At 71.8% G+C, this 23,110-nt stretch carries 22 protein-coding genes; 15 read left to right on the top strand and 7 right to left on the bottom strand.

What is annotated here, in order from left to right; all coding sequences use genetic code 11:
* Positions 1 to 138: 138 nt before the first annotated feature.
* From ACH4S7_RS02220 to ACH4S7_RS02235, 4 genes are all read left to right on the top strand, one after another.
* Positions 139 to 1,740, top strand: coding sequence for a glycoside hydrolase family 13 protein (locus tag ACH4S7_RS02220; protein ID WP_398519135.1), 1,602 nt, complete (start codon positions 139 to 141; stop codon positions 1,738 to 1,740).
* 1 nt (position 1,741) lies between these two features.
* A complete protein-coding gene (locus ACH4S7_RS02225; protein WP_398519136.1) occupies positions 1,742 to 2,833 on the top strand; it encodes a LacI family DNA-binding transcriptional regulator in 1,092 nt (363 codons plus the stop codon).
* 108 nt (positions 2,834 to 2,941) lie between these two features.
* Positions 2,942 to 3,826, top strand: coding sequence for a phosphatase PAP2 family protein (locus ACH4S7_RS02230; protein ID WP_398519137.1), 885 nt, complete (start codon positions 2,942 to 2,944; stop codon positions 3,824 to 3,826).
* Positions 3,827 to 4,332: 506 nt separating this feature from the next.
* Positions 4,333 to 4,704, top strand: coding sequence for a peptidase inhibitor family I36 protein (locus tag ACH4S7_RS02235; RefSeq protein ID WP_398520001.1), 372 nt, complete (start codon positions 4,333 to 4,335; stop codon positions 4,702 to 4,704).
* 103 nt (positions 4,705 to 4,807) lie between these two features.
* On the opposite strand, the gene ACH4S7_RS02240 is transcribed toward ACH4S7_RS02235, so the two are convergent.
* Positions 4,808 to 7,798, bottom strand: coding sequence for a bifunctional [glutamine synthetase] adenylyltransferase/[glutamine synthetase]-adenylyl-L-tyrosine phosphorylase (locus ACH4S7_RS02240; RefSeq protein WP_398519138.1), 2,991 nt, complete (start codon positions 7,796 to 7,798; stop codon positions 4,808 to 4,810).
* A 188-nt stretch (positions 7,799 to 7,986) separates the two neighbouring features.
* Here ACH4S7_RS02240 and ACH4S7_RS02245 point away from each other — a divergent pair, with 188 nt between their 5' ends.
* Together ACH4S7_RS02245 and ACH4S7_RS02250 are read left to right on the top strand one after the other, a co-directional pair.
* Complete coding sequence (locus tag ACH4S7_RS02245) at positions 7,987 to 8,493, top strand: pyridoxamine 5'-phosphate oxidase family protein (RefSeq protein ID WP_398519139.1); 507 nt, start codon at positions 7,987 to 7,989, stop codon at positions 8,491 to 8,493.
* A 55-nt stretch (positions 8,494 to 8,548) separates the two neighbouring features.
* Complete coding sequence (locus ACH4S7_RS02250; RefSeq protein WP_398519140.1) at positions 8,549 to 8,980, top strand: VOC family protein; 432 nt, start codon at positions 8,549 to 8,551, stop codon at positions 8,978 to 8,980.
* Positions 8,981 to 9,184: 204 nt separating this feature from the next.
* Here the strand turns inward: ACH4S7_RS02250 and ACH4S7_RS02255 are convergent, their stop codons facing one another.
* On the bottom strand, positions 9,185 to 9,376 hold the full coding sequence (locus ACH4S7_RS02255; RefSeq protein ID WP_398519141.1) for an antitoxin: 192 nt from the start codon (positions 9,374 to 9,376) through the stop codon (positions 9,185 to 9,187).
* Positions 9,377 to 9,507: 131 nt separating this feature from the next.
* Between ACH4S7_RS02255 and ACH4S7_RS02260 the strand changes: the two genes are divergently transcribed.
* Positions 9,508 to 10,368 carry a GNAT family N-acetyltransferase gene (locus ACH4S7_RS02260; RefSeq protein ID WP_398519142.1) on the top strand — a complete coding sequence of 287 codons (861 nt, stop codon included), beginning with the start codon at positions 9,508 to 9,510 and terminating at the stop codon, positions 10,366 to 10,368.
* 180 nt (positions 10,369 to 10,548) lie between these two features.
* Complete coding sequence (locus ACH4S7_RS02265; RefSeq protein WP_398519143.1) at positions 10,549 to 11,022, top strand: hypothetical protein; 474 nt, start codon at positions 10,549 to 10,551, stop codon at positions 11,020 to 11,022.
* A gap of 105 nt (positions 11,023 to 11,127) precedes the next feature.
* Here the strand turns inward: ACH4S7_RS02265 and ACH4S7_RS02270 are convergent, their stop codons facing one another.
* The gene (locus ACH4S7_RS02270; protein WP_398519144.1) at positions 11,128 to 12,489 is read right to left on the bottom strand and encodes a glutamine synthetase family protein; all 1,362 of its coding nucleotides are present in this window, start codon (positions 12,487 to 12,489) and stop codon (positions 11,128 to 11,130) included.
* Positions 12,490 to 12,790: 301 nt separating this feature from the next.
* Here ACH4S7_RS02270 and ACH4S7_RS02275 point away from each other — a divergent pair, with 301 nt between their 5' ends.
* The 3 genes from ACH4S7_RS02275 (at position 12,791) to ACH4S7_RS02285 (ending at position 14,487) form a co-directional block, all read left to right on the top strand.
* On the top strand, positions 12,791 to 13,117 hold the full coding sequence (locus tag ACH4S7_RS02275) for a hypothetical protein (protein ID WP_398519145.1): 327 nt from the start codon (positions 12,791 to 12,793) through the stop codon (positions 13,115 to 13,117).
* 63 nt (positions 13,118 to 13,180) lie between these two features.
* Positions 13,181 to 13,828: a DUF3105 domain-containing protein gene (locus tag ACH4S7_RS02280; RefSeq protein ID WP_398519146.1), complete on the top strand. Its 648-nt coding sequence runs from the start codon at positions 13,181 to 13,183 to the stop codon at positions 13,826 to 13,828.
* A gap of 5 nt (positions 13,829 to 13,833) precedes the next feature.
* Complete coding sequence (locus ACH4S7_RS02285; protein ID WP_398519147.1) at positions 13,834 to 14,487, top strand: DUF305 domain-containing protein; 654 nt, start codon at positions 13,834 to 13,836, stop codon at positions 14,485 to 14,487.
* A gap of 190 nt (positions 14,488 to 14,677) precedes the next feature.
* Here the strand turns inward: ACH4S7_RS02285 and ACH4S7_RS02290 are convergent, their stop codons facing one another.
* Positions 14,678 to 15,121, bottom strand: a complete 444-nt coding sequence (locus tag ACH4S7_RS02290) for a DUF5990 family protein (RefSeq protein WP_398519148.1) — start codon at positions 15,119 to 15,121, stop codon at positions 14,678 to 14,680.
* A 158-nt stretch (positions 15,122 to 15,279) separates the two neighbouring features.
* Between ACH4S7_RS02290 and ACH4S7_RS02295 the strand changes: the two genes are divergently transcribed.
* Positions 15,280 to 15,699 (top strand): CBS domain-containing protein, encoded by a 420-nt coding sequence (locus ACH4S7_RS02295; protein ID WP_398519149.1) that lies wholly within the window; start codon positions 15,280 to 15,282, stop codon positions 15,697 to 15,699.
* Between the two features lie 95 nt (positions 15,700 to 15,794).
* Here ACH4S7_RS02295 and ACH4S7_RS02300 read toward each other — a convergent pair whose 3' ends face one another.
* Both ACH4S7_RS02300 and ACH4S7_RS02305 read right to left on the bottom strand, forming a co-directional pair.
* On the bottom strand, positions 15,795 to 16,637 hold the full coding sequence (locus tag ACH4S7_RS02300) for an alpha/beta fold hydrolase (RefSeq protein ID WP_398519150.1): 843 nt from the start codon (positions 16,635 to 16,637) through the stop codon (positions 15,795 to 15,797).
* Complete coding sequence (locus tag ACH4S7_RS02305; protein WP_398519151.1) at positions 16,634 to 17,335, bottom strand: DUF998 domain-containing protein; 702 nt, start codon at positions 17,333 to 17,335, stop codon at positions 16,634 to 16,636. Before ACH4S7_RS02305 ends, ACH4S7_RS02300 begins: the two co-directional genes overlap by 4 nt.
* Positions 17,336 to 17,405: 70 nt before the next feature.
* Here ACH4S7_RS02305 and ACH4S7_RS02310 point away from each other — a divergent pair, with 70 nt between their 5' ends.
* The 3 genes from ACH4S7_RS02310 to ACH4S7_RS02320 all read left to right on the top strand — a co-directional run bounded on the left by ACH4S7_RS02310 (position 17,406) and on the right by ACH4S7_RS02320 (position 21,684).
* Positions 17,406 to 18,083, top strand: a complete 678-nt coding sequence (locus ACH4S7_RS02310) for a hypothetical protein (RefSeq protein ID WP_398519152.1) — start codon at positions 17,406 to 17,408, stop codon at positions 18,081 to 18,083.
* 144 nt (positions 18,084 to 18,227) lie between these two features.
* Positions 18,228 to 19,847 carry a multicopper oxidase family protein gene (locus ACH4S7_RS02315; RefSeq protein ID WP_398519153.1) on the top strand — a complete coding sequence of 540 codons (1,620 nt, stop codon included), beginning with the start codon at positions 18,228 to 18,230 and terminating at the stop codon, positions 19,845 to 19,847.
* A gap of 82 nt (positions 19,848 to 19,929) precedes the next feature.
* A complete protein-coding gene (locus ACH4S7_RS02320; RefSeq protein ID WP_398519154.1) occupies positions 19,930 to 21,684 on the top strand; it encodes an NAD+ synthase in 1,755 nt (584 codons plus the stop codon).
* A 287-nt stretch (positions 21,685 to 21,971) separates the two neighbouring features.
* Here ACH4S7_RS02320 and ACH4S7_RS02325 read toward each other — a convergent pair whose 3' ends face one another.
* A complete protein-coding gene (locus ACH4S7_RS02325; RefSeq protein WP_398519155.1) occupies positions 21,972 to 22,997 on the bottom strand; it encodes an endonuclease/exonuclease/phosphatase family protein in 1,026 nt (341 codons plus the stop codon).
* Between the last annotated feature and the right edge of the window lie 113 nt (positions 22,998 to 23,110).

Raw genomic sequence — 23,110 nt, forward strand, 5'->3', positions numbered from 1 at the left:
CCTCTCCGGCCGGGGGCACCTCGCTCCGGGCGGGGTGCACCTCGCTCCGGCCGGCGTGCGTCGATCAGCCGATACGGGGGAATCATCCCCATACGTAACAGCACGACAACTTATGTGACGACTTACAAGGGAACGCACATGACCCAGGAGCTCGCTCCCACCTTCCGTGACCAGTCCGCCGCGTCCTCGGCGGGCTGGTGGCGGGACGCCGTCATCTACCAGGTGTATGTGCGCTCCTTCGCCGACAGCGACGGGGACGGCGTCGGCGATCTGCGGGGCGTCCGCGGCCGGCTGCCGTACCTGGCCGACCTGGGGGTCGACGCCGTCTGGCTGACCCCGTTCTACGCCTCCCCGCAGGCGGACGGCGGCTACGACGTGGCCGACTACCGGGCGGTGGACCCGCTGTTCGGCGATCTGTCGGACGCGGACGAGCTGGTGCGCGAGGCCCACCGGCTCGGCCTGCGGGTCATCGTCGACGTGGTGCCCAACCACACCTCCGACCAGCACGCCTGGTTCCAGTCCGCGCTGGCCGGGGGCCCGGAGCGCGAGCTGTACCACTTCCGCCCCGGCAAGGGCGCGGACGGCGAGCTGCCGCCCAACGACTGGGAGTCGGTCTTCGGCGGGCCGGCCTGGACCCGCACCGGCGCCGGCGACTGGTACCTGCACCTCTTCGCGCCCGAACAGCCCGACCTCAACTGGGACCAGCCCGCCGTCCGCGAGGAGTTCGAGTCGATCCTGCGGTTCTGGCTCGACCTGGGCGTCGACGGATTCCGTATCGACGTGGCGCACGGCATGGTCAAGGCCGCCGGGCTGCCGGACATCGGCCTCAGCGAACAGGCGAAGCTGATCGGCGCGCAGGTGCTGCCCTTCTTCGACCAGGACGGCGTCCACGAGATCCACCGCTCCTGGCGCACCCTGCTCGACGAGTACGAGGGCCAGCGGATCGGCGTCGCCGAGGCGTGGGCGCCGACCTCGGAGCGGCTGGCGCTCTACGTCCGCCCCGACGAACTGCACCAGGCGTTCAACTTCCAGTTCCTGACGTGCGACTGGGACGCGGCGGCGATGCGGCGGGTCATCGACGAGTCGCTGGCCGCGACGGCCTCCGTGGGCGCGCCCACCACCTGGGTCCTCTCCAACCACGACGTCGTGCGCCACACCACCCGGTACGGCGGCGGCGCGACGGGTCTGCGCCGGGCGCGGGCCGCCGCGCTGCTCACCCTGGCCCTGCCCGGCTCGGCCTACGTCTACCAGGGCGAGGAGTTGGGGCTGCCGGAGGTCGAGGAGCTGCCGGACGGCGCCCGCCAGGACCCCGCCTTCTTCCGGGGTGACGGCCAGGACGGGATGCGGGACGGCTGCCGGGTGCCGCTGCCCTGGTCGGGCACGGACGCGCCGTACGGGTTCGGCCCCGGCGGGAGCTGGCTGCCGCAGCCCGCGTCCTGGCAGGGCCTCTCGGTCGAGGCGCAGACCGGCGACGCGCGCTCCACCCTGGAGCTGTACCGCTCGGCCATCGCGCTCCGCAAGGAGCTGCCGGGTCTCGGCGACGGCACGATGGAGTGGCTGGCCGGCCCGGAGGGGACGCTGGTCCTGCGCCGCCCCGGACTGGTCTGCACCCTGAACACCCTGGCGTCCGAGGTCGAATTCCCGGTGCCGGGCCGGCCGCTGATCTCGTCCGCCGCGCTGGAGTTCGGCGGCGGCTCGGTGCGCGTCCCCGGCGAGACCGGTGTCTGGTGGGCAGTCTGAGATGCGCCCGGTACAGTCCCCTCCTGTGACCGCACCCGCACGATTGGCAGACATAGCGGCTCAGGCGGGGGTCAGCGAAGCGACGGTGAGCCGGGTCCTCAACGGAAAGCCCGGCGTCGCCGCGACCACCCGCCAGTCGGTACTGGCCGCGCTCGACGTCCTCGGCTATGAGCGGCCGGTACGGCTGCGCCAGCGCAGCGCGGGACTGGTGGGGCTGATCACCCCGGAGCTGGAGAACCCGATATTCCCGGCGCTGGCGCAGGTCATCGGGCAGGCGCTGACCCGGCAGGGCTATACGCCGATCCTCGCCACCCAGACCCCCGGCGGATCCACGGAGGACGAGCTGACCGAGATGCTGGTGGACCGGGGCGTCGCCGGGATCATCTTCGTCTCCGGACTGCACGCGGACACCACGGCGGACACCCAGCGCTATGAGCGGCTACGGGGCCAGGGCGTGCCGTTCGTGCTGGTGGACGGCTACTCACCGAAGGTCCGGGCGCCGTTCATCTCCCCGGACGACCGGGCGGCGATGCAGTTGGCGGTGACACATCTGGTGTCGCTGGGGCACACCCGGATCGGCCTGGCGCTGGGCCCCCGGCGGTTCGTGCCGGTGCTGCGGAAGATCGAGGGCTTCGTCCGGGTGGTCGGGGAGCAGCTCGGCCTGGACGCCAAGGTGATCGAGACGGAGTTGATCCAGCACTCTCTGTACACCCTGGAGGGCGGCCAGGCCGCGGCGTCCGCACTGATGGACCGGGGCTGTACGGCGGTGGTGTGCGCCAGCGACATGATGGCGCTGGGCGCGATCCGGGCGGCGCGACAGCGCGGCCTGGAGGTGCCGGACGACATCTCGGTGGTCGGCTTCGACGACTCCCCGCTGATCGCCTTCACCGATCCCCCGCTGACGACGGTCCGCAAGCCGGTCCCGGCGATGGGCCAGGCGGCGGTGCGGACCCTGCTGGAGGAGATCCAGGGCGATCCGTCCCCTAGGGGGCAGGAGACGTCCGCGCCGACGTACGGCGAGTTCGTCTTCATGCCCGAACTGGTGGTCCGGGGCTCGACGGCGTCCGGCCCCGGCGCCGGAACCCGTTCCTGACTCCGCCGCCTGCCGCCGCCCCGTCCTCCGTAAGGTGGACCGGGTGCGGCGGGAACGGGACCGAGGGATGATCGGTGGGTGGGCGTGGATCTGGCAGACTCTCGTCACATGGGTGAGACGACCGTGAAGACACTGGAAGGCCGAACGGCCACACCATCACCCACCACGGACGAGGTGTCCGATTCGCCTCGTTCGTCCCGTTCGCGGCGCGAACGCTTCCTGGAACTGCGCTCACCCCGCCGCCCGCGGATCTGGTTCGAGATCCTGCTGATCGCGGTGAGCTACTGGATCTACTCCATGATCCGTAACGCGGTGCCGGAGCAGAAGGCCCAGGCCGTGAAGAACGCGGACTGGATCTGGGACATCGAGAAGTCGATGGGCCTGGCGTTCGAGCACTCGGTGAATCACACCGTGAACTCGGTCGAATGGCTGATCGTCTCGATGAACTACTACTACGCCACCCTGCACTTCATCGTGACGATCGGCGTCCTGGTGTGGCTGTACCGCTGGCACCCGGGCCGCTACGCGGCGGCCCGGCTGGTCCTCTTCGCCACCACCGGCGTGGCTCTGGTCGGCTACTACCTCTACCCGCTCGCACCGCCGCGCCTCATGACCCACCTCGACTTCATCGACACGGTGCTGGTCCACGAGACCTGGGGTTCGATGGCCTCGGGCGACCTCAAGAACATGTCCAACCAGTACGCGGCGATGCCGTCGATGCACATAGGTTGGTCGCTCTGGTGCGGCCTGATCATCGCGGCCCTGGCCGCGGCGCCCTGGGCGAAGATCCTGGGACTGCTCTACCCCGCGGCGACCCTGGTCGTGATCGTCGCGACGGCGAACCACTTCTGGCTGGACGCGGTGGGCGGCGTGATCTGCCTCGCCTTCGGCTTCGCCCTCTCCTACGCCTGGTACCAGTCCCTCCCGCACCACCTCCCGAAGGTGCCGGTACGGGACCCGGAGCGTAAGCGCCGCTGGCCGACGAAGGCGTGACGACCTCCGGCCCGGGCCCGCGCGGGGCGCCCTGCGCCTTCTCTCCCGTCTTTCCCTCCCCCCACCCCTCCCTCGCTGAGGCTTCTCCCCTGCCCCGCTGAGGGCTGCGCGGACGGCGACCACCGGGCACGGCCGTACGGCATACCGGGGTCGGCGAGCGTCGCCCGCCCGGTGCACGGAGAGACAACGGTCTGTGCGTCGAGTGCTATCGACGGCCCATCCGGACGGAGCCCATCCTGAAAGGGACAAGAAGGGCGCGCCTCGGATCGGGGGAACGGGGCACGCCCAGGTGTGGGTGATCCATGGAGACCGAGTGAGCGGCCGAGCGCCATGCGGCGGCCACCCGGTCCGGCCACCGCCCGGGAGAGCCCACCCTCCGAGCGCGTCCGTTCACCTCATGGTCCCGAGTGCCCCACCACCACGGACCGGGACCACGGACGACTCCGCACCCCGCCCGCCCGCTCGGGTGGCGGGAATCCGATCGGACGAGGGGAAGCTCCATGTCCATACGCCGATTCACTTCACTGGCGGTCGCCTCGATCGCCCTGACAGCCGCCTTCACGGCCGCGCCCACCGCGACCGCGGAACCCAAGACCGTCGCCTATCCCAGCTGTGGCGGCGGGCAATTCTGCATCTACAGCGACTGGAACGGCACCGGGGAGGTGTGCGCCTCAAGCGCGCGTTCCGTGAGCAACACCGCCGACTACTGCGGCTTCATCCAGCGCGGTCAAACGGTGAAGTCGGTATGGAACTTCAGCGGCCACCGCAAGCAGTACTACACCCAGCCCAACCACCAGTCCCGCGTCGGCTCCACCCTGAACAACCAGGGCGGCAACCTCCAGGGCGGCTATCAGATCCGCTCCTTCAAGCCCCAGTAGTCCGTCCGGGTCGGTGGGCCGGGCCCGGTGACGGCCCGGCCCACTCGTATGCCCCGGCCGAGCGCGGGCGGCGCGGGCCCTCGCCCGGGGTCCTCGTCGCGCCCTACGCGCCGTAGAACAGGGTCTCCACCACCGCCCGCGCGCGCCGGGTGATCCGCCGGTAGTCGTCCAGCATGTCCCCGACGTGGCCCGGCCCGTACCCGAGGTAGCGGCCCACCGCCGCCAGCTCGCGGCCGTCCGACGGGAAGGTGTCCCCCGCCCGGCCCCGTACCAGCATCACGCCGTTGCGGACCCGGGTGGCCAGCACCCACGCCTCGTCGAGGGTCTGCGCGTCCTCCGTGTCGATCAGGCCCGCCGCGTGCGCGGCGGAGAGCGCCTGGCGGGTGCGGGTCGTGCGTAGGCTCGGCTCCGCGTAGGCGTGGCGCAGTTGGAGGAGCTGGACCGTCCACTCGACGTCGCTCAGCCCGCCCCGGCCCAGCTTGGTGTGGAGCGTCGGATCGGCGCCGCGCGGCATCCGTTCGGTCTCCATGCGGGCCTTCAGCCGGCGGATCTCGCGTACGGCGTCCTCGCCGAGCCCCTCGGCGGGGTAGCGCAGCGGGTTGATCAGGTCAATGAACCGGGCGCCCAGTTCGGGGTCGCCCGCCATCGGTTCGGCCCGCAGCAGGGCCTGGCTCTCCCACACCACCGACCAGCGCCGGTAGTACGCCTCGTACGACGCGAGGGTCCGCACCATCGGGCCGCTCTTGCCCTCCGGCCGCAGGTCGGCGTCGATGGCCAGCGGCGGATCGGCGGTGGGCAGTTGGAGCAGCCGCCGCACCTCGGTGATCACCGCGTTCGCGGCCTGGGCCGCCTCCTCGGCGGCCACGCCCTCGCGCGGCTCGTGGACGAAGACGACGTCCGCGTCGGATCCGTACGCCAGCTCGTGGCCGCCGAAGCGGCCCATGCCGATCACCGCGAACCGGGTCGGCAACTCATCACCCCAGCGCTCCCGTACGGCGGCCCGGACCGCGCCCGCGATCGTCGCCGCATTCAGGTCGGTGATCGCGTTGCCGACCTGGTCGACCAGGATGCCCGGGTCCGCCAGGGCGGGGCTGTACTCCGTGCCGTAGGTGCCGATCAGATCGGCGGCGGCGGTGCGGAAGAGCTCACGCCGGCGGACCCCACGGGCCGAGGCGACCGCGCCTTCGGCGGTCTCCGCGCGGCCGACCGCCGCCAGGATCTCCGGCTCCAGATGGTTCCGGCCGCGCGGCTTCAGCCCGCCGGGGTCGCCCAGGATGGCGACGGCCTCGGGCGCCCGCAGCAGCAGATCGGGGGCGAGCCGGCCCGCCGACAACACCCGGGCCAGATTCTCCGCCGCCGCGCCCTCGTCCCGCAGCAGCCGCAGGTACCAGGGCGTCTTGCCGAGCGCGTCGGACACCTTGCGGAAGCCGAGCAGCCCCGCGTCGGGGTCCGCCGAATCGGCGAACCAGCCGAGCAGCACCGGCAGCAGGGTCCGCTGGATCGCGGCCTTCCGGCTGACCCCGGAGGCGAGTGCCTCCAGATGGCGCAGCGCGGCGGCCGGGTCGTTGTAGCCGAGTGCCTCCAGCCGCTCGCCGGCCGCCTTGGGGCTGAGCCGGGTCTCGCCGGGGCCGAGCTGGGCGACGGCGTCGAGCAGCGGCCGGTAGAAGAGCTTCTCGTGCAGCCGCCGTACGACGGAGGCGTGCCGCCGCCACTGCCGGTTCAGCTCGGCGACCGGTTCCGTGCGGAGGCCGAGGGAGCGGCCGAGCCGCCGCTGGTCCTCCTCGCCCTCCGGGACGAGGTGGGTGCGCCGCAGCCGGTAGAGCTGGATGCGGTGCTCCATGGCCCGCAGGAAGCGGTACGCCTGGTCGAACTGGGCGGCGTCCACCCGGCCGACGTAGCCGCCCGACGCGAGCGCCTGGAGGGCCTCCAGGGTGCTGCCGCTGCGCAGGGTCGCGTCGTTGCGGCCGTGCACGAGCTGGAGGAGCTGGACGGCGAACTCGACGTCCCGCAGCCCCCCGGGGCCGAGCTTCAGTTCCCGTTCGATCTCGGTGGCGGGGATGTTCTCGATGACGCGGCGCCGCATCTTCTGGACGTCGGCGACGAAGTTCTCCCGCTCGGCGGCCTGCCAGACCAGCGGGGAGACGGCCTCGATGTACTCCGCGCCGAGCGCCGGTTCGCCGGCCACGGCCCGTGCCTTCAGCAGCGCCTGGAACTCCCAGGTCTTCGCCCAGCGCTGGTAGTAGGCGAGATGGCTGGAGAGGGTGCGGACCAGCGGGCCGTTCCGTCCCTCGGGGCGCAGATTGGCGTCCACCGGCCAGATGGTGCCCTCGACGGTCGTCTCGGAGCAGATCCGCATCAGGTGGGAGGCGAGCCGGGTGGCGGCCTGGAGGGCGGCGTTCTCGTCGGCGCCGCCGGCCGGTTCGGCGACGAAGACGACATCGACGTCGGAGACGTAGTTCAGCTCGTGGCCGCCGCACTTGCCCAGGGCGATGACGGCGAGCCGGCACCGGCCCGCGTCCTCGGGCGCGGCCGTCCGGGCGATCGCGAGCGCGGCGCGCAGGGTGGCGGTCGCGAGGTCGGCCAGTTCGGCGGCGGTCTCGGCGACGTCGATCGTGCCGCAGACGTCGCGGGCCGCGATGGAGAGCAGACAGCGCCGGTAGGCGACGCGCAGCGTGACGGGATCGGTACCGTCGGCGAGGCAGCGTTCGAACTCGGGGACCCCGGGGTGCAGGTCCACCGCCTCGTAGGTGGCGAGCGCCCGCCAGTCGCCCGGGTGGCGGGCGAGGTGGTCACCGAGCGCCTCGGACGCGCCGAGGACGCCGAGGAGCCGGTCCCGCAGGGGTTTCACGGTGACGAGGGTGTCCAGCAGCGCGCGCGGATCGTCCGCCTCTTGGGCCTCCGCCAGCCGGACGAGTCCGCGCAGCGCCAGATCGGGGTCGGCGGTGGCGCCGAGGGCCTCCAGGAGCAGCGGATCGGCCCGTACGGAGGACATGGCGGGGAGGTCGAGGAGCCGCTCGGCGCCACCGGGATCGGTGAAGCCGTGTCGCAGCAGCCGTGTGAAGGTGCTGCTTCTGCGTCCCGGCGCGGCCGTCATTCCGCAGTCTCCCGTTCGTGCCGTGATCAAGGTCCGGGATCGAGCCTAGTCGCAGGGACGCGCGTCGGACCCGACCGATCGGCGGCGGATCGATGAGTATCGGCCGTCCGTACGGTCACCCCTCACGGCGGCCCGCCACCGGCACGACCGGGGCGGGCGGGCCGCGACGCCACGAAGGGACATCGCTCATGAACCCGCGCACGGAGCTGGACACCCGCTACAGCGAAGAGGAGGCCACGGCGTCGGAGTGGTCCGATGCGGTCGCCCTGCTGACGGCCGCCGAGATCGCCTGGCTGACGACCGTGCGGCCCAACTGCCGCCCACATGTAACCCCGTTGATCATCGTCTGGCACGATGGCGGGGTGCACTTCTGTACCGGCGCCCAGGAACGCAAGGCCAAGAACCTCAGGGAGAATCCCGAGATCGTCCTCACCACCGGGAACAACGCCCTCAACGAGGGCCTCGACCTGGTGATCGAGGGCACGGCCGCGCTGGTGTCGGACGAGACGCGACTGCGCGCCCTCGCTGACGCCTATGTCACGAAATACGGCCCCGAGTGGACCTTCGAGGTCCGTGACGGCCGGTTCGTGGGCGACGGCGGGCCCGCCCTGGTCTACCGCGTGGAACCGCGCACGGCGTTCGGATTCGCCAAGCGGCCCTACGGCCAGACCCGTTGGCGGTTCACCCGGAAGTGATGCATCCGCACCACGATGACATGCCGAATTACCACAACACGAGGGGATTTCAGCGATGGAGCTGACTCTTGAGGTCATTACGGTCCCGGTCACGGATCTCGACCGTGCGAAGAAGTTCTACGAGGAGGGCTGTGGCTTCAAGGTCGACCTCGACCAGGAAGTGGCGCCCGGCATCCGCGTGATCCAGCTGACCCCCGTGGGCTCGCGCTGTTCGATCACCCTGACCAGCGGCCAGCCGGACAACCCGGGCCAGCCCAAGATGGCCCCCGGCTCGCTCAGCGGCCTCCAGCTCTGCGTCACGGACCTGGCGGCGGCCCGCGCGGCCCTGCTGGAGCGTTCGGTCGAGGTCGGCGAGATACAGCGCGTCGGCGCCAACGGCTGGGAGGACGGGGCTGGCGGCGAGTGGAACTCCTTCCTCTTCTTCAAGGACCCGGACGGCAACGGCTGGGCGATCCAGGAGGCCCCGGCGCCGCTCTCGCAGCGCTGACGCCCCGCACTCGGCACTGACCGCCACGCGTGGTGGGTGGGGCGGGCCCGCCCCACCCACCACGCGACCCGTCGGGCACCCGCCATCGGCACGCACCGGTCCGCGTGGGCCCGGGGTGCGGCTCACCGAGGCACAGCGGCCCCGCTCCGGAACGCGTCCGGAGCGGGGCCGAAGCCATGCGCCACCGCTTGGGGCCGCGGCGCGTCAGGTCTGCGGCGGCTGTCCCTGGCCACCCGTCCCGTACCGGCCCTTGAGATTGTCCTGGGCTGAGTCGACCTGACCGCTGTACTTGCTCTGGGTCTTGCTGTCGACGGCGTCGCCCGCCTTGTCGATGCCCTTATCGGCCTGGGCCTCGTGACCCTTCAGCATGTTCTTGAGCTTGTCCATCACGGACATGGGGTATCCCTTCGCCACACTTCCCCCGCTCTTCCAGGGTCTCCGCACATCCGGCGGTCCGCATCTCCTGAGCCCGTCTCCCGCCGCCCCGCCCGGCCTGGCCCCGTCAAACTTCTGCTTGGATGCTCCGGATGACTTCCGACGATCTTGACCCCGCCCGGCGAGCCGACGTACTCGACCGGCTGGAACGGTATTACGACGCCGTCCCCCGCACCGCCGCCCGCGCCGAGGACTTCGGGTCGCTGACCCTGTTCGTACGGGACGGGCCCGGCTGGCCGTACTACGCGCGTCCGACGCTCGGGCGGGCGGAGACGGTGAGCGCCGATGACGTACGCCGGGTGCGTGCGCGGCAGCGGGAGGCGGGGGTCCCGGAGAGCTTCGAGTGGGTCGCCGAGACCACGCCGGGGCTGCGTGTCGCCGTCGAGGGAGCCGGGCTCGTGGTGCGGGAGCACCCCCTGATGGTGCTCGCCGCCGAGTCGCCGGATCCGGGGCCGGAGCCGGTGACCCGGGAGCGCGCGGACGGTGTGGTGGTACGGACGCTCGGGCCGGACGATCCGGCGCTGCCGGGTGCGCTGGCCGTGCCCCATCTGGCCTTCGCCGCGCCCGGCACCGGGGTGGGGAACGCCGGGGTCGCCGAACTGGCGGCGCTCGTAAGGGAACAGGCCGGTGACGGGTCACTGGAGCAGTCGGCGGCGCGGCTGCGGGCCGGACTGACCCGGGTGGTCGCCGCGCTGGCCGACGGCGCGGCGCTCTGTGCGGGCCAGCACCAGCCGGTCGGGCGGGTCAGCGAGATCGTGGGGGTGGGCACGCTGCCGAGCGCCCGCCGCCGGGGGCTCGGCGGGGCGGTGACGGCGGCACTGGTGGCGGACGCGCGCTCGCTCGGTGTGGACACGGTGTTCCTGTCGGCGGGCGACGAGGACGTGGCGCGGATCTACGCGGGGCTCGGCTTCCGGCAGGTGGCCACCGCGCTGATCGCGGAACCCCCGGAATGAACGAGTGGGGAAGCGCAGGCCCGCGCCGGCGCGGGGTCGCCTCGGTCAACGCACCTTCCCCATAAGGACGTTGCTTCATCGCCTGCCGTGGTGTGCGACTGGCGGACCGGGGGAAGAGGGTCTGGACCGAGAGCCCGCCGCCTTGTCGCGCGGCGAGGCCACGACCCGAAGGAGCCCGCCATGCCCCGCCCGTACCGCCTCCCCCGTACACCCCGTCCGTCCCGCCTGTCCCGAGGGCGCGTATGCGCCGGGGTGGTCTGCGCCGGCCTCACCGCGCTCGCCACCGCCGCCCCGGCCGTCGCCGCACCGACCGCACCGACCGCACCGAGATCCGTCCAGCAGACCAGGGCGTTAGAGCTCCAGTGGGCCGCCGTGACGCCCCCCGCGTACCCGTTCACCTCCGGGACCATCACCGTGGGCGGCACCTACACCTGTACCGACCCCGTCGGCAGCACGGTGGCGGTCGAGTTCAACGCCATCCAGATGATGCCGATCGCCGGGGCGTCGGGAGCGGGCTCACTGCCCTGCGGACCGGGTGTCGTCAATGCCCCGTGGGAGATCGAGAGCTACCCGGCCTGGAATGTGCACAACGGATACCTCTCGGTGATACTCAGCGCCGACGGGGTCGTACAGTCCAAGCAGTTCAACGCCTGAGCCTCCCCGGTCCGGGACTCCCCCCGCCGGGGGATTCAGGGCCGGAGCGCTTCCGCCTCCGGCCCTGACTGTTTCCAGGCTCGGGAAACATCATCTGACCTGCGCTTACAACACCGGCAGGTTCTTCCGCAGTTCGAAGGCGGTGACCTCGCTGCGGTACTCCTCCCACTCCTGCTTCTTGTTGCGCAGGAAGAAGTCGAAGACATGCTCCCCGAGGGTTTCGGCGACCAGTTCGCTGCGCTCCATCAGTGCGATGGCCTCGCCCAGGTTCTGCGGCAGGGGCTCGATGCCCATCGCCCGGCGCTCCGCGTCCGAGAGCGCCCAGACGTCGTCGTCGGCGCCGGGCGGGAGCTCGTAGCCCTCCTCGATGCCCTTGAGGCCGGCCGCCAGCAGGACGGCGTAGGTCAGGTAGGGGTTGGCGCCGGAGTCGATGGAGCGGACCTCGACCCGGGACGAGCCGGTCTTGCCCGGCTTGTACATCGGCACCCGGATCAGTGCCGAACGGTTGTTGTGGCCCCAGCAGATGTACGAGGGGGCCTCGCCGCCCGCGCCGGCGCTGCGGGCCGAGCCGCCCCAGATGCGCTTGTAGGAGTTGACCCACTGGTTGGTGACGGCCGAGATCTCGGCGGCGTGGTTGAGCAGGCCCGCGATGAAAGAGCGGCCGACCTTGGAGAGTTGGTACTCCGCGCCCGACTCGTAGAACGCGTTCCGGTCGCCCTCGAAGAGGGAGAGGTGGGTGTGCATTCCCGAGCCCGGGTATTCACTGAACGGCTTGGGCATAAAGGTGGCCTGCACGCCCTGTTCCAGCGCCACCTGCTTCATGACCAGCCGGAACGTCATAATATTGTCGGCCGTGGAGAGCGCGTCCGCGTAACGCAGGTCGATCTCCTGCTGGCCCGGCGCACCCTCGTGGTGGCTGAACTCCACCGAGATGCCCATCGATTCGAGCATGGTGATCGCCTGACGGCGGAAGTCCATGCCGACGTTCTGCGGTGTGTGGTCGAAGTAACCGGAATTGTCGGCGGGCACCGGACGGCTGCCGTCCAGCGGCTTGTCCTTCAGCAGGAAGAACTCGATCTCCGGGTGGGTGTAGAAGGTGAAGCCCAGGTCGGAGGTCTTGTTGAGCATCCGCTTGAGGACATAGCGCGGATCCGCGAACGACGGCGAACCGTCGGGCATCAGGATGTCGCAGAACATCCGGGCGGTGCCGGGGGCCTCCGCACGCCAGGGCAGGATCTGGAAAGTGCCGGGATCCGGCTTGGCGATCATGTCGGATTCATAGACCCGCGCGAAGCCCTCGATGGCGGACCCGTCGAATCCAATACCCTCATCGAACGCCTGTTCGAGTTCGGCGGGGGCGACGGCCACCGACTTCAGAAAGCCGAGTACATCCGTGAACCACAAACGCACAAAGCGGATGTCGCGCTCCTCCAGCGTACGGAGCACGAATTCCTGCTGCTTATCCATTTCCACCCATTCCTTGCTGGTCAAGCCGCCGGCTCCCGCGAGCATCCCATCCACGGGTTTCAGGCAGGTTGCGAACCCGGGCTGAGCCCCATTGTGGGTCAGCGGCCACCGGGAGACGACCCTGAGGCCCCCTCGACCCCATCACCAGGGGCTCCGCGGGCACCCGTCCCCGACCGGTTGGCTTTATCGGCGCCCCGTATGAGGTGCGCGGCGGCGTCTCTCGCTACGATCAGCGGCCATGGGGGGTCAACGACGGAGACTCGTCGCACGCGGCGCGCGTCCCGCGGCACTGTTGAGTGCTGTGGCGACGCTCGTTGGCGCGCTCTTCATCTGTCTGAGCCCGCCCGCCGAGCACCACCGCACCGCCGACCGGTTCCGGGCCATGATCACCGTATCGCCCTCGGCGCCCGTCGTGCCCGCGTACACGTGTCCGTACGACCGGGGCGCCTGTGGGCTGCTGCCGGTGACCGGTCCCGCCGTGCTCACCGTGCCGCCCCCGGATTCGCCCATCGCCGCCGCCGAGCAGCCCGCACGGCTCGACCGGCCGGTCGACGGCGCCCGGCCGCCGCACTCCGATTCGCAGCCGCGCGCTCCGGACCTGCACGTCCTTCAGGTGCTGCGGACCTAGTCACCCCACGTTTCCGCGGCGTCACCACCCCCCAGACCACTTGATGATGAAGGACGACAACTCATGGCTCGCAAGCAGACCACCGACGACCGCCGCGCCCGAATAGAGGCCATGCGCCGTGCCGAGCGGGCGCGCGAGCGCCGCAGCCGCATCATCACCATCGGCGTCAGCGGCCTGGTCGTCGCCGGGCTCGTCGGCTTCGGCGTCTACGTCCTGAACAAGGAATCGGACGAACAGCAGCAGGAAGTCGCCATGTCGAAGGAGCCCATCACGGGCGAGAAGTCCTGGGATCCCAAGAAGCTCGGCCGCACCCATGTCGACAAGGCGGTCAGCTACCCGGAGAAGCCCCCGGTCGGCGGCGACCACCACCAGGCGTGGATGAACTGCAACGGCGACGTCTACAAGGAACCGATCCCCAACGAGAACGCCGTGCACTCGCTGGAGCACGGCGCGGTCTGGGTCTCGTACAACGACAAGGCGCCCAAGGCCGAGCTGAGCAAGCTGGAGAAGCGGGTCAAGGACACCCCGTACTCGATGATGAGCCCGGTCAAGGACCAGACCGGTGCCATCATGCTGACGGCCTGGGGCAAGCAGGTCACCATCGACGACGCGAGCGACAAGCGGGTCGTCCAGTTCTTCACGAAGTACGTCCAGGGCAAGCAGACCCCCGAGCCCGGCGCGGCCTGCACGGGCGGAGTGTCCGGTAAGTGATGGGAATGACCCGCACCCACTGGGCGTCGATAGCCGCCGTCGTGCTGGCGCTGCTCTTCGCGGGGGCCGCGACGGTGGCCTCCGCGGGCGACGGTGACAGCGGGCGGCCCGCCACCCCGACGGCGGACTCGGCGGACGCCGGGTTCGCCCGGGACATGGCGCTCCACCACCAGCAGGCGGTGGAGATGTCGTACATCGTCCGTGACCGCACCCAGGACGAGGAAGTGCGCCGACTGGCGTACGACATCGCCAACACCCAGGCCAACCAGCGCGGCATGATGCTGGGCTGGCTGGATCTGTGGGACCTGCCGAAGGTCGCGCCGGACGCCGCTCCGATGGCCTGGATGGCCGGCGAGGGCAGTGGACACGGCGGGCACTCCACGGCTCCGGCCGGGGAGGGCTCGCTGATGCCCGGCATGGCCACCAAGGCGGAGCTGGCCCGGCTGACCGGGCTGAGCGGCAAGGCGGCGGAGATCGAGTTCCTGCAACTGATGATCGTCCACCACAACGCGGGGGTGACGATGGCCCAGGGCTGTGTCGACCTCTGCGAGGTGACCCCGGAGCGGGAACTCGCCCAGGGCATGGTGGACGCGCAGCGTTCGGAGGTCGAGCTGATGGTCGACCTGCTGAGGAAGCGGGGCGCTCAGGTCCGCACCTGAGCACCTGGAGAGCCTGGAACGCCTGAGGATCCTGGGGCCCGGCCGGCCCCTGGGGCTCCGGGTCACCGGGTCACCGGGTCACCGGATCTCCGGGTCACCGGATCTCCGGGTCACCGGGTCACCGGGCGTGGGTGCTTACCGGCGTCCGAGCCCTCAGCGCGACAGGACCCTGCCTTCAGGGAGGCAGGGCCTAAGAGACCGCGTCCGCCCCGGTCAGCCGCCAGGCGATCCGGGGCGGACGCGTTCCCGCGCACAGTGGCATCCCGGTGTCGTCGGTGAGACCGAGTGAGGTCTCGGCGACGCCACCGGCCGCCGCCCCCTCCGGGAGGTCGGCGAGGTGGAACTTGGCGCGGCGGAACATCGTGAACTCCCCGCCGGGGGGAAATTCGCCCCAGGTGAGGTAGACGAAGCGGGCGCCGCGCGGGCCCTGGACGTACGGACCGCGGAAGTCCGCCGTGCCGTCGGCGGCGGTGACCGTCTCCACCGGGATCTCGAAGACCACCTCGGCCGCGTCGGCCGGGACGAGCTGGTCCGGCTCGCGGCCGCGCTGGGTGCCCACCTGGACGTCGCGGTACTCGCCGCAGGTGCGGCCCGGCAGCTCCCGGCCGATGATCCGCAGGGTGAGTCGTGCCACGTGTCCGCCTTCACTCGTCGTGGTGCGCCGTTGCTCGGCGCGTGGTCGAGGTCTGTCCACTTTCACCCGTTTGGTCTACAGGGGTCGCGTACTCCCAATGGCCCACATGACGATGAGTGCGCCCGCACCGTCAGTGGTTTCGAGGAGGCGCTACCGCCATGACCACCGCCAAGGACATCATGCACGCCGGGGCCCAGTGGATCCCCATGCACGAGACGCTCGACCGGGCCGCGCAATTGATGCGCGATCTGCATGTGGGCGCGCTGCCCATCGCCGACGCCGATGAGCGCCTCTGCGGCATCCTCACCGACCGGGACATCGTGGTCGGCTGCGTGGCCATGGGGCACGATCCGGCGAAGGTCACCGCGGGTGACATGGCCAAGGGGACGCCCCGCTGGATCTCGGCGGACTCGGGGGTGGACGACATCCTCCAGGAGATGGAGGTGCACCAGATCCGGCGACTGCCGGTGATCGAGAACAAGCGGCTGGTCGGGATGATCAGCGAGGCCGATCTGGCGCAGCACCTCTCCGACGAGCAACTGGCGGAGTGGATGGAGCGCGTCTACGCGAGGGGCTAGCGGGACCGACTCCGGGTCGACGCGTCCGCCGCTGACGCCCCGGCGCGGCGGCGGGGGCCAGGCGACGCCTACCGCCCCCGGCGCGGCGGCGGACGTCAGCGGCCGGGGCGGGCGACCCGGCCGCTGACGAGCACCGCGTCCGCCACCGCGTCCGGCCGGTCCAGCATCAGCAGATGGCCGGCCTGGCCGATCTCCCGGAACCGGGCCCCCAACAGCAGGGCGAGCGCCTGCTGCCGCGCGGTCCAGCGGCGCCCGCCCGCCGTCGCGGCGAGCACCGTGACCGGTACTTCCGGGAGGGGGTACCGCGGCCGCAGGGCGAGGAGTTCGGCGGCGACCGCGCGGTAGTGGGCGTTCTCCAGCAGGGCGCCGCGGGTGACGCGTGAGGTCGTGTAGCAGCGGCGTACGACGTCGGCCGGTGCCGGATCGCCGCCGCCAGCGCGGGAGAGCCGGACCGTCACGCGCCGGGCGAGCGGCCCCAGGGCCGCGGGCGCTCCGACGGCGCTCAGCATCCCGCCGACCAGCCGGCTGACGGCGGTACGGGCGCCGGGCGCGGCGGGCGTACGTGCCGACTCCTCGACGCTGGAGTCGACCAGCACGACGGCGGCCGTACGGGCCGGGTGCAGCCGGGCGAACGCCTCCGCGTGGAACCCGGCGATGGAGTGCCCGACGACGGTGGCTGGCTCGTCGATGCCGAGCGCGTCGAGTACGCCCGCGATGCGGTGGGCCTCGCCGGTGGCGGAGGGGCGTACGACGGCGGGGGCGCTGAGCCCGTGGCCGGGGCGGTCGAACCGGATGACGGTGCGGTGCGGTGCGAGCAGCGGGACGACGGGGCCCCAGTCGAACCAGCTCAGCGCGAGGCCCGCGCTCAGCACACAGGGGGGACCGCTGCCCTCGACCACCACATGGTGGGGTACCCCACCGATCCGTACGAACATCATCGCGCCCCGTCCAGCCGTATCCCGCCGTGGTCCGTACCGCCCCGCCGCGCCGCGCGTGCCAGGGACAGCGCGAGGACTCCCAGCCAGACTGCCACGAACAGCACTTGGAGCCGCTGCCCGGCACCCAGGGCCCAGGTGCCCCGGCCGGCCTCAAAGGCGGCGACGGAGGACAGGGTCCAGACCGTGGCGGTGAGTTCGACGGCGACGATCGCGGGGCCGTAGCGGGCGATCGGCGGCCACCAGCCGTAGCGGCGGGCGGCGACGGTGAGTGCGAGCATCCCGATGAGCGCGCCGGTCATCGCGACGGAGGAGCTGACGGCGTGCGCGGTGTGGGTGGCGGGGACGAGCCCCGCGGCTTCCCGGGCGGCGCACGCGGGGTCGTCGGTGGGCGCGCAACTGAGCGGCAGTCGGGAGTCGACGGCGGTGGCGGCGCCGAAGAGGGCGACTCCGCCCCAGCCGATGAGCGCCCAGGCCCTGTGGGGGGTGCGGGGCGTCCGCGCGAGTGCCCAGAGCGCGCCGGTGAGGACGAGCAGCCCGGCGGTGAGGTCGGCGGTGCGGAAGAGACCGCCGAGCGGCTGGTCCTCGGCGGCGAGTTCGCTGACGTAGCTCTGGACGGGGTCGAGGCCCGTGGCGGCGGGGAATTCGAGGAGCCAGGCCGTGTAGACGAGGGCGCCGATGGCTATGAGGGCGGCGGTCATAGGCCCCATGATCGCCGACCGGGCGGGGGCGCGGCGGTACGTATACCCGGTGGGGGTAAGATGCGGAACCATGGCGATGATCGGCGACGCGCGGGCGGGGCAGCGGCTGCTGCTGCTCGTCGCCCTGCTGTTCGGCCTCGCCACGATGCACACGGTGGGACACCCGTCGCCACCGGCCGCGGCGGCCACGGCCCTCCCCGCACCGGCCGCGCCCACCGTCCCGATGTACGCCTTCCCGGCCCTCGCCTCCTCGACGCCCACCGGTGCGACACCTCGAGGTTTGACACCCACCGGTTCGCCGAGCACCGAGTCGCCGAGCACCGCGACCGGGGCCGCCCCGAAGGCTCACAACAACCCCGCGACCGGGCACCCCACCAGCACCACCGGGACCGGCACCGGCACGGACCCCGCGTCACGCACGGCCCACGCGCCCGTATCGGCACCCGCGCCCGTACCCGCCCCGGAGACCGCCGCGCACCTCACCGCCACCGCCGCCAACCACAGCGGGCAGGGCGGGCACGGCGACCACGGTGAGCACCAGGGGCACGGCATGGACCCCTCGCTGGTCTGTCTCGCCGTGCTCGGAGCCTGGGCCGTCGCCCTGCTCGTCGTCGCCGGCGCCTGGCTCGGCCGCTGGTTCCGGGCCGTCACCACCGGCGGCACGGGCGCCCGGACACTGCGCGCGCTCTGGCCCGAACCGCCACCCCCGAGACACCTCCTCGCGCGCCTGTCGGTACTGCGGATCTAGGCCCTGCCCGACGGATCGCCGGTCTCACGTGCCCGGCCCGATCCCGACGGCAAGCCCCCCGGCCGCGCCCCCGCCGCCCACCCGTGCGGCGGACGCGCCCCATCCGTATGCCCTTATCGACATCACCATGAGGTGCACTCAGTCATGCGTACGCACATCACCCGCCGCTCCGTCGTCGGAGCGTCCCTCGCCGTGGCCGCGACCGGCGCACTGGCCGCCTGTTCCCAGTCCGACGGCGGTGGCGGACACGCCGGGCACGGCGGTGGCGCCGGTGGCGGCAAGACCGCGACCCCCGAAGGATTCATCGCGCCCGACGGCGAGGAAGTCGCCGCCGCCGAGGCCAAGCGCGGCAAGGGGCCGGAGCGGAAGGTGCGGCTCACCGCCGTCGCCACCCCGCTCGACCTCGGCGCCGGCCGGACCGTCCGGTCCTGGGCCTACGGGGACCGGCTCCCCGGCCAGGAGGTCAGGGCCACCGCCGGTGACACCCTCGCGCTCACCCTCGCCAACAACCTCCCCGACACGACGTCCCTGCACTGGCACGGCCTCGCCCTGCGCAACGACATGGACGGCGTGCCCGGACTCACCCAGCGCCCGATCAAGCCGGGCGCGGAGTTCACCTACCGCTTCGCGCTGGCCCACCCGGGCACCTACTGGTTCCACCCGCACTCCGGCGTCCAGCAGGACCGGGGCCTGTACGCGCCGCTGATCATCGAGGACCCGAAGGAGCCGCTCGCGTACGACAAGGAGTGGGTCATCGTGCTGGACGACTGGGTCGACGGGGTGGACGGCTCGACGCCGGACGCCGTGCTGGCCGAACTCCGCAAGGGGATGACGGGCGGCGGCGGCAGTGGCGGCGGCGGGCACGAGGGGCACGGCGCTTCGGCCCCCCTGGACCAGGTCTCCGCGAAGAAGGCGCCGGACCCCAAGGGGCCGTCCCGGATGATGATGGGCGCCAAGAGCGATCTGCTCGGCGGGGACGCGGGCGACGTGGCGTACCCGTACTACCTGATCAACGGCCGCATCCCCACGGCGCCGACCACCTTCACCGCGCGCCCCGGCGACCGCATCCGGCTCCGGATCATCAACGCGGGCGGTGACACCGCCTTCCGGGTCGCCCTCGGCGGTCATGAGATGACCGTGACCCACACCGACGGCTTCCCGGTCGAGCACGCCAAGACCGACGCCCTGCTGCTGGGCATGGGCGAGCGCTACGACGTCCTGGTGACGGCGGGCGCCGGCGTCTTCCCGTTCACCGCGGTCGCCGAGGGCAAGAAGGCCGCCGCATTGGCCCTGCTGCGCACGGGTGGCGGAGCGGCCCCGGGCCCCTCCGTACGCCCGAAGGAACTCTCCCGGCGGCTGCTGACCGCCGAGAAGCTGCGGGCCGCCGCGTCCGTCGCGCTGCCGAACCGCAAGCCCGACCGGACGATCGCGATCGAGCTGACCGGGACCATGGCCAAGTACGACTGGGCCTTCGACGGCAAGCCGTACTCGCCGAGCCGCCGCCACGCGGTCCGCGCGGGCGAACGCGTGCGGCTGACCTTCCGCAACCCCACCGGGATGTGGCATCCGCTCCATCTGCACGGCCACACCTTCGCCCTGGCCAACACGCCGGGCGGCCCGCGCAAGGACACCGCGATCATCCTGCCGAACGGCACCCTGAGCGTTGACTTCGACGCCGACAATCCGGGGCTCTGGATGATCCACTGTCATAACGTCTACCACGCGGAGGCGGGCATGATGACGGTGCTCGGCTACCGGAGGTGACCCCCGTGGGACACCCCCGCGTGGGGTGTCCCACACCGCCCGCCCAGGACATCGCGTCAGAAAGACGATTACACTGGGCGGCGTGCCTCAACTTCGCCTCGCCCTGAATCAGATCGACTCGACCGTCGGCGATCTCGCCGGAAACGCCGAGGCGATCATGGACTGGACCCGTCACTCCGCCGAGCAGGGAGCGCATCTCGTCGCCTTCCCCGAGATGGCGCTGACCGGCTACCCCGTGGAGGACCTGGCCCTGCGCTCCTCCTTCGTGGAAGCCTCCCGGGCGGCCCTGCTGGCGCTCGCCGCCCGGCTGGCCGACGAGGGCTTCGGCGAGTTGCCCGTCATCGTCGGCTACCTGGACCGGGCCGAGAGCGCCCCGGCGAGGTACGGCCGGCCGCCGGGCTCCCCGCGCAACGCCGCCGCCGTGCTGCACCGCGGCGAGGTGGCGCTGACCTTCGCCAAGCACCATCTGCCGAACTACGGCGTCTTCGACGAGTTCCGCTACTTCATGCCCGGCGACACCATGCCCGTGATCCGGGTGCGGGGCGTCGATGTGGCGCTCGCCATCTGCGAGGACCTCTGGCAGGGCGGCGGCCGGGTGCCCGCGACCCGCTCGGCCGGGGCGGGGCTGCTGGTCTCGATCAACGCGTCGCCGTACGAGCGGAACAAGAACGACACCCGTCTTGAGCTGGTGCGCAAGCGTGCCCAGGAGGCCGGCTGCACCACCGCCTACCTGGCGATGATCGGCGGTCAGGACGAGCTGGTCTTCGACGGCGACTCGATCGTGGTCGACGCGGCGGGCGAGGTCATCGCGCGGGCGCCGCAGTTCTCCGAGGGCTGTGTCGTGCTCGATCTGGAGCTGCCCGCCGCCGGCGAGATCCCCTCGGGCGTCGTGGACGACGGACTGCGCATCGATCACGTCGTGCTCTCCGACGAACCGGTCCCGGCCTACGAGCGGGAGCTGACCGGGGGTTACGCGGACCGTCTCGACGACGAGGAGGAGCTGTACTCGGCGCTGGTCGTCGGCCTGCGCGCGTACGCCGCCAAGAACGGCTTCGGATCGGTCCTGATCGGGCTCTCCGGTGGCATCGACTCCGCGCTCGTCGCCGCCATCGCCTGTGACGCCCTCGGCGCACCGAACGTCTACGGCGTCTCGATGCCGTCCAAGTACTCCTCCGAGCACTCCAAGGACGACGCGGCCGAACTGGCCCGGCGCACCGGGCTGAACTTCCGCACCGTGCCGATCGGGCCCATGTTCGACGCGTACATGGACTCGCTCTCCCTGACCGGGCTCGCGGAGGAGAACCTCCAGTCGCGGCTGCGCGGCACGACGCTGATGGCGATCTCCAACCAGGAGGGCCACATCGTGCTCGCGCCGGGCAACAAGTCCGAGCTGGCGGTGGGGTACTCGACGCTGTACGGCGACTCCGTCGGCGCGTACGGGCCCATCAAGGACGTCTACAAGACCGCGGTCTTCCAACTGGCGAGGTGGCGCAACCGGGCCGCCGTGGAGCGCGGGCAGACCCCGCCGATCCCCGAGGACTCGATCACCAAGCCGCCGAGCGCGGAGCTGCGCCCCGGTCAGGTGGACACCGACTCGCTGCCGGACTACGACGTACTGGACCGGCTGTTGGCGCTGTACGTGGACCGGGACCAGGGCAAGGACGCGATCGTGGCGGCCGGGTTCGACGAGGAACTGGTGGCGCGGACGCTGCGGATGGTGGACACGGCGGAGTACAAGCGGCGGCAGTACCCGCCGGGCACGAAGATCTCGGCGAAGGGCTTCGGCAAGGACCGCCGCCTGCCGATCACCAACCGCTGGCGCGAGTCGACCGGCTGACGCGGGTGGGGGCGCGCCGGACGGTCAGCGGGTCGGACTGTCAGCGCGTCAGGGCGCAGGCACGTCAGGGCGTACGGGCGGGGGCGCGAGGCTCAGTGAGCGCGGGCGTACGGGTCCGACGCGAGACCTCAAGGAGGCGTACGGGCGGGAACCGGGGCTCAGCGGGCGTACGGGCCGGGGTCCGGTCCGTACCGCCTCACCGACCGGGGCGCGGAGCCGTGCGCGTCCCGGTGCCCGTACCCGTGGACCGGCCGGCGCGTCCCCGTACCCCCTGGGCCGACGCTTCGTCAGAGCTCCACCCGCGCGGCGAGCGGGAGATGGTCACTGTCGGTCCGGGGCAGGCTCCACGACGACACCGGCTCGACCCCCCGCACCAGGATCTGGTCGATCCGGGCCATCGGGAACGACGCCGGCCAGCTGAAGCCGAAGCCGTTCCCCGCCGCGCCCTGGGTGGATCGCATCTGGGAGGTGATGGCGTTCAGCGCGCGGTCGTTCATCGTGCCGTTGAGATCGCCGAGCAGCACCACCTTGCCGACCCCCTCCCGGGCGATGGCCTCCCCCAGCGCGTCCGCGCTGTCGTCGCGCTGGTTGGCGGTGAAGCCCGCGTGCATCTTGACCCGCACGGACGGCATATGGGCCACATAGACGGCGACCTCGCCCTTGGGCGTCTGGACGGTGGAGCGCATCGCGCGGGTCCAGCCCAGCCGGATCGCCACCGGCGCGGTGTCGGTCATCGGGTACTTGCTCCACAGTCCTACCGTGCCCAGTACCGCGTGGTACTTGTACGTGTCGGCGAGCGCCGCGCGGTAGGTCGCCACCTCGCCCTGGGCCAACTCCTGGAGCGCCAGTACGTCGGCGCCGGAGGCGGCAACCTCCTTGGCCGTGCCGGCCGGGTCCGGGTTCTCCGCATTGACGTTGTGGGTGGCGACCATCAGATCGCCGCCGCCGCCCGCCTTGTCGGTGAGCAGGCCGCCGAAGAGATTCAGCCAGACAACGAGCGGTAGCAGCAGGGCGATCAGCGCCGTGGCGGACCGGCGCCAGAGCGCGGCGGCGAACAGCGGCGGGATGGCGATGACACCCAGCCAGGGCAGGAATGTCTCGCCCAGGCTGCCCAAGTTCCCGAAGCGGTTGGGGATCTGCGCGTGAAAGATCATCACCAGCGCGATCAGAACGGCGCAGCCGGCGATCAGGAGGCCGCGCCGCCAGATGTCCCGGTCGCCGCGCCAGCGTTCCAGCAGGCGTCCGGCCCGTGATCCCGTGATCCGGTTCCCCGGGTCGCCGGTCCCGGTATCGGTCTTGTACGCCTGCACCATGGAGCTGTCCTCACTGCCTTGCCACCGTCACACCAGCCTCGGCGTCGACACTAGGTGATGACGGTACTTGTCTCACCGCCCCGGGCGGCCCTACGTTCCGGATGACGATGCGG

This window comes from Streptomyces sp. NPDC020965 (assembly GCF_044333555.1).
GTDB lineage: Bacteria > Actinomycetota > Actinomycetes > Streptomycetales > Streptomycetaceae > Streptomyces.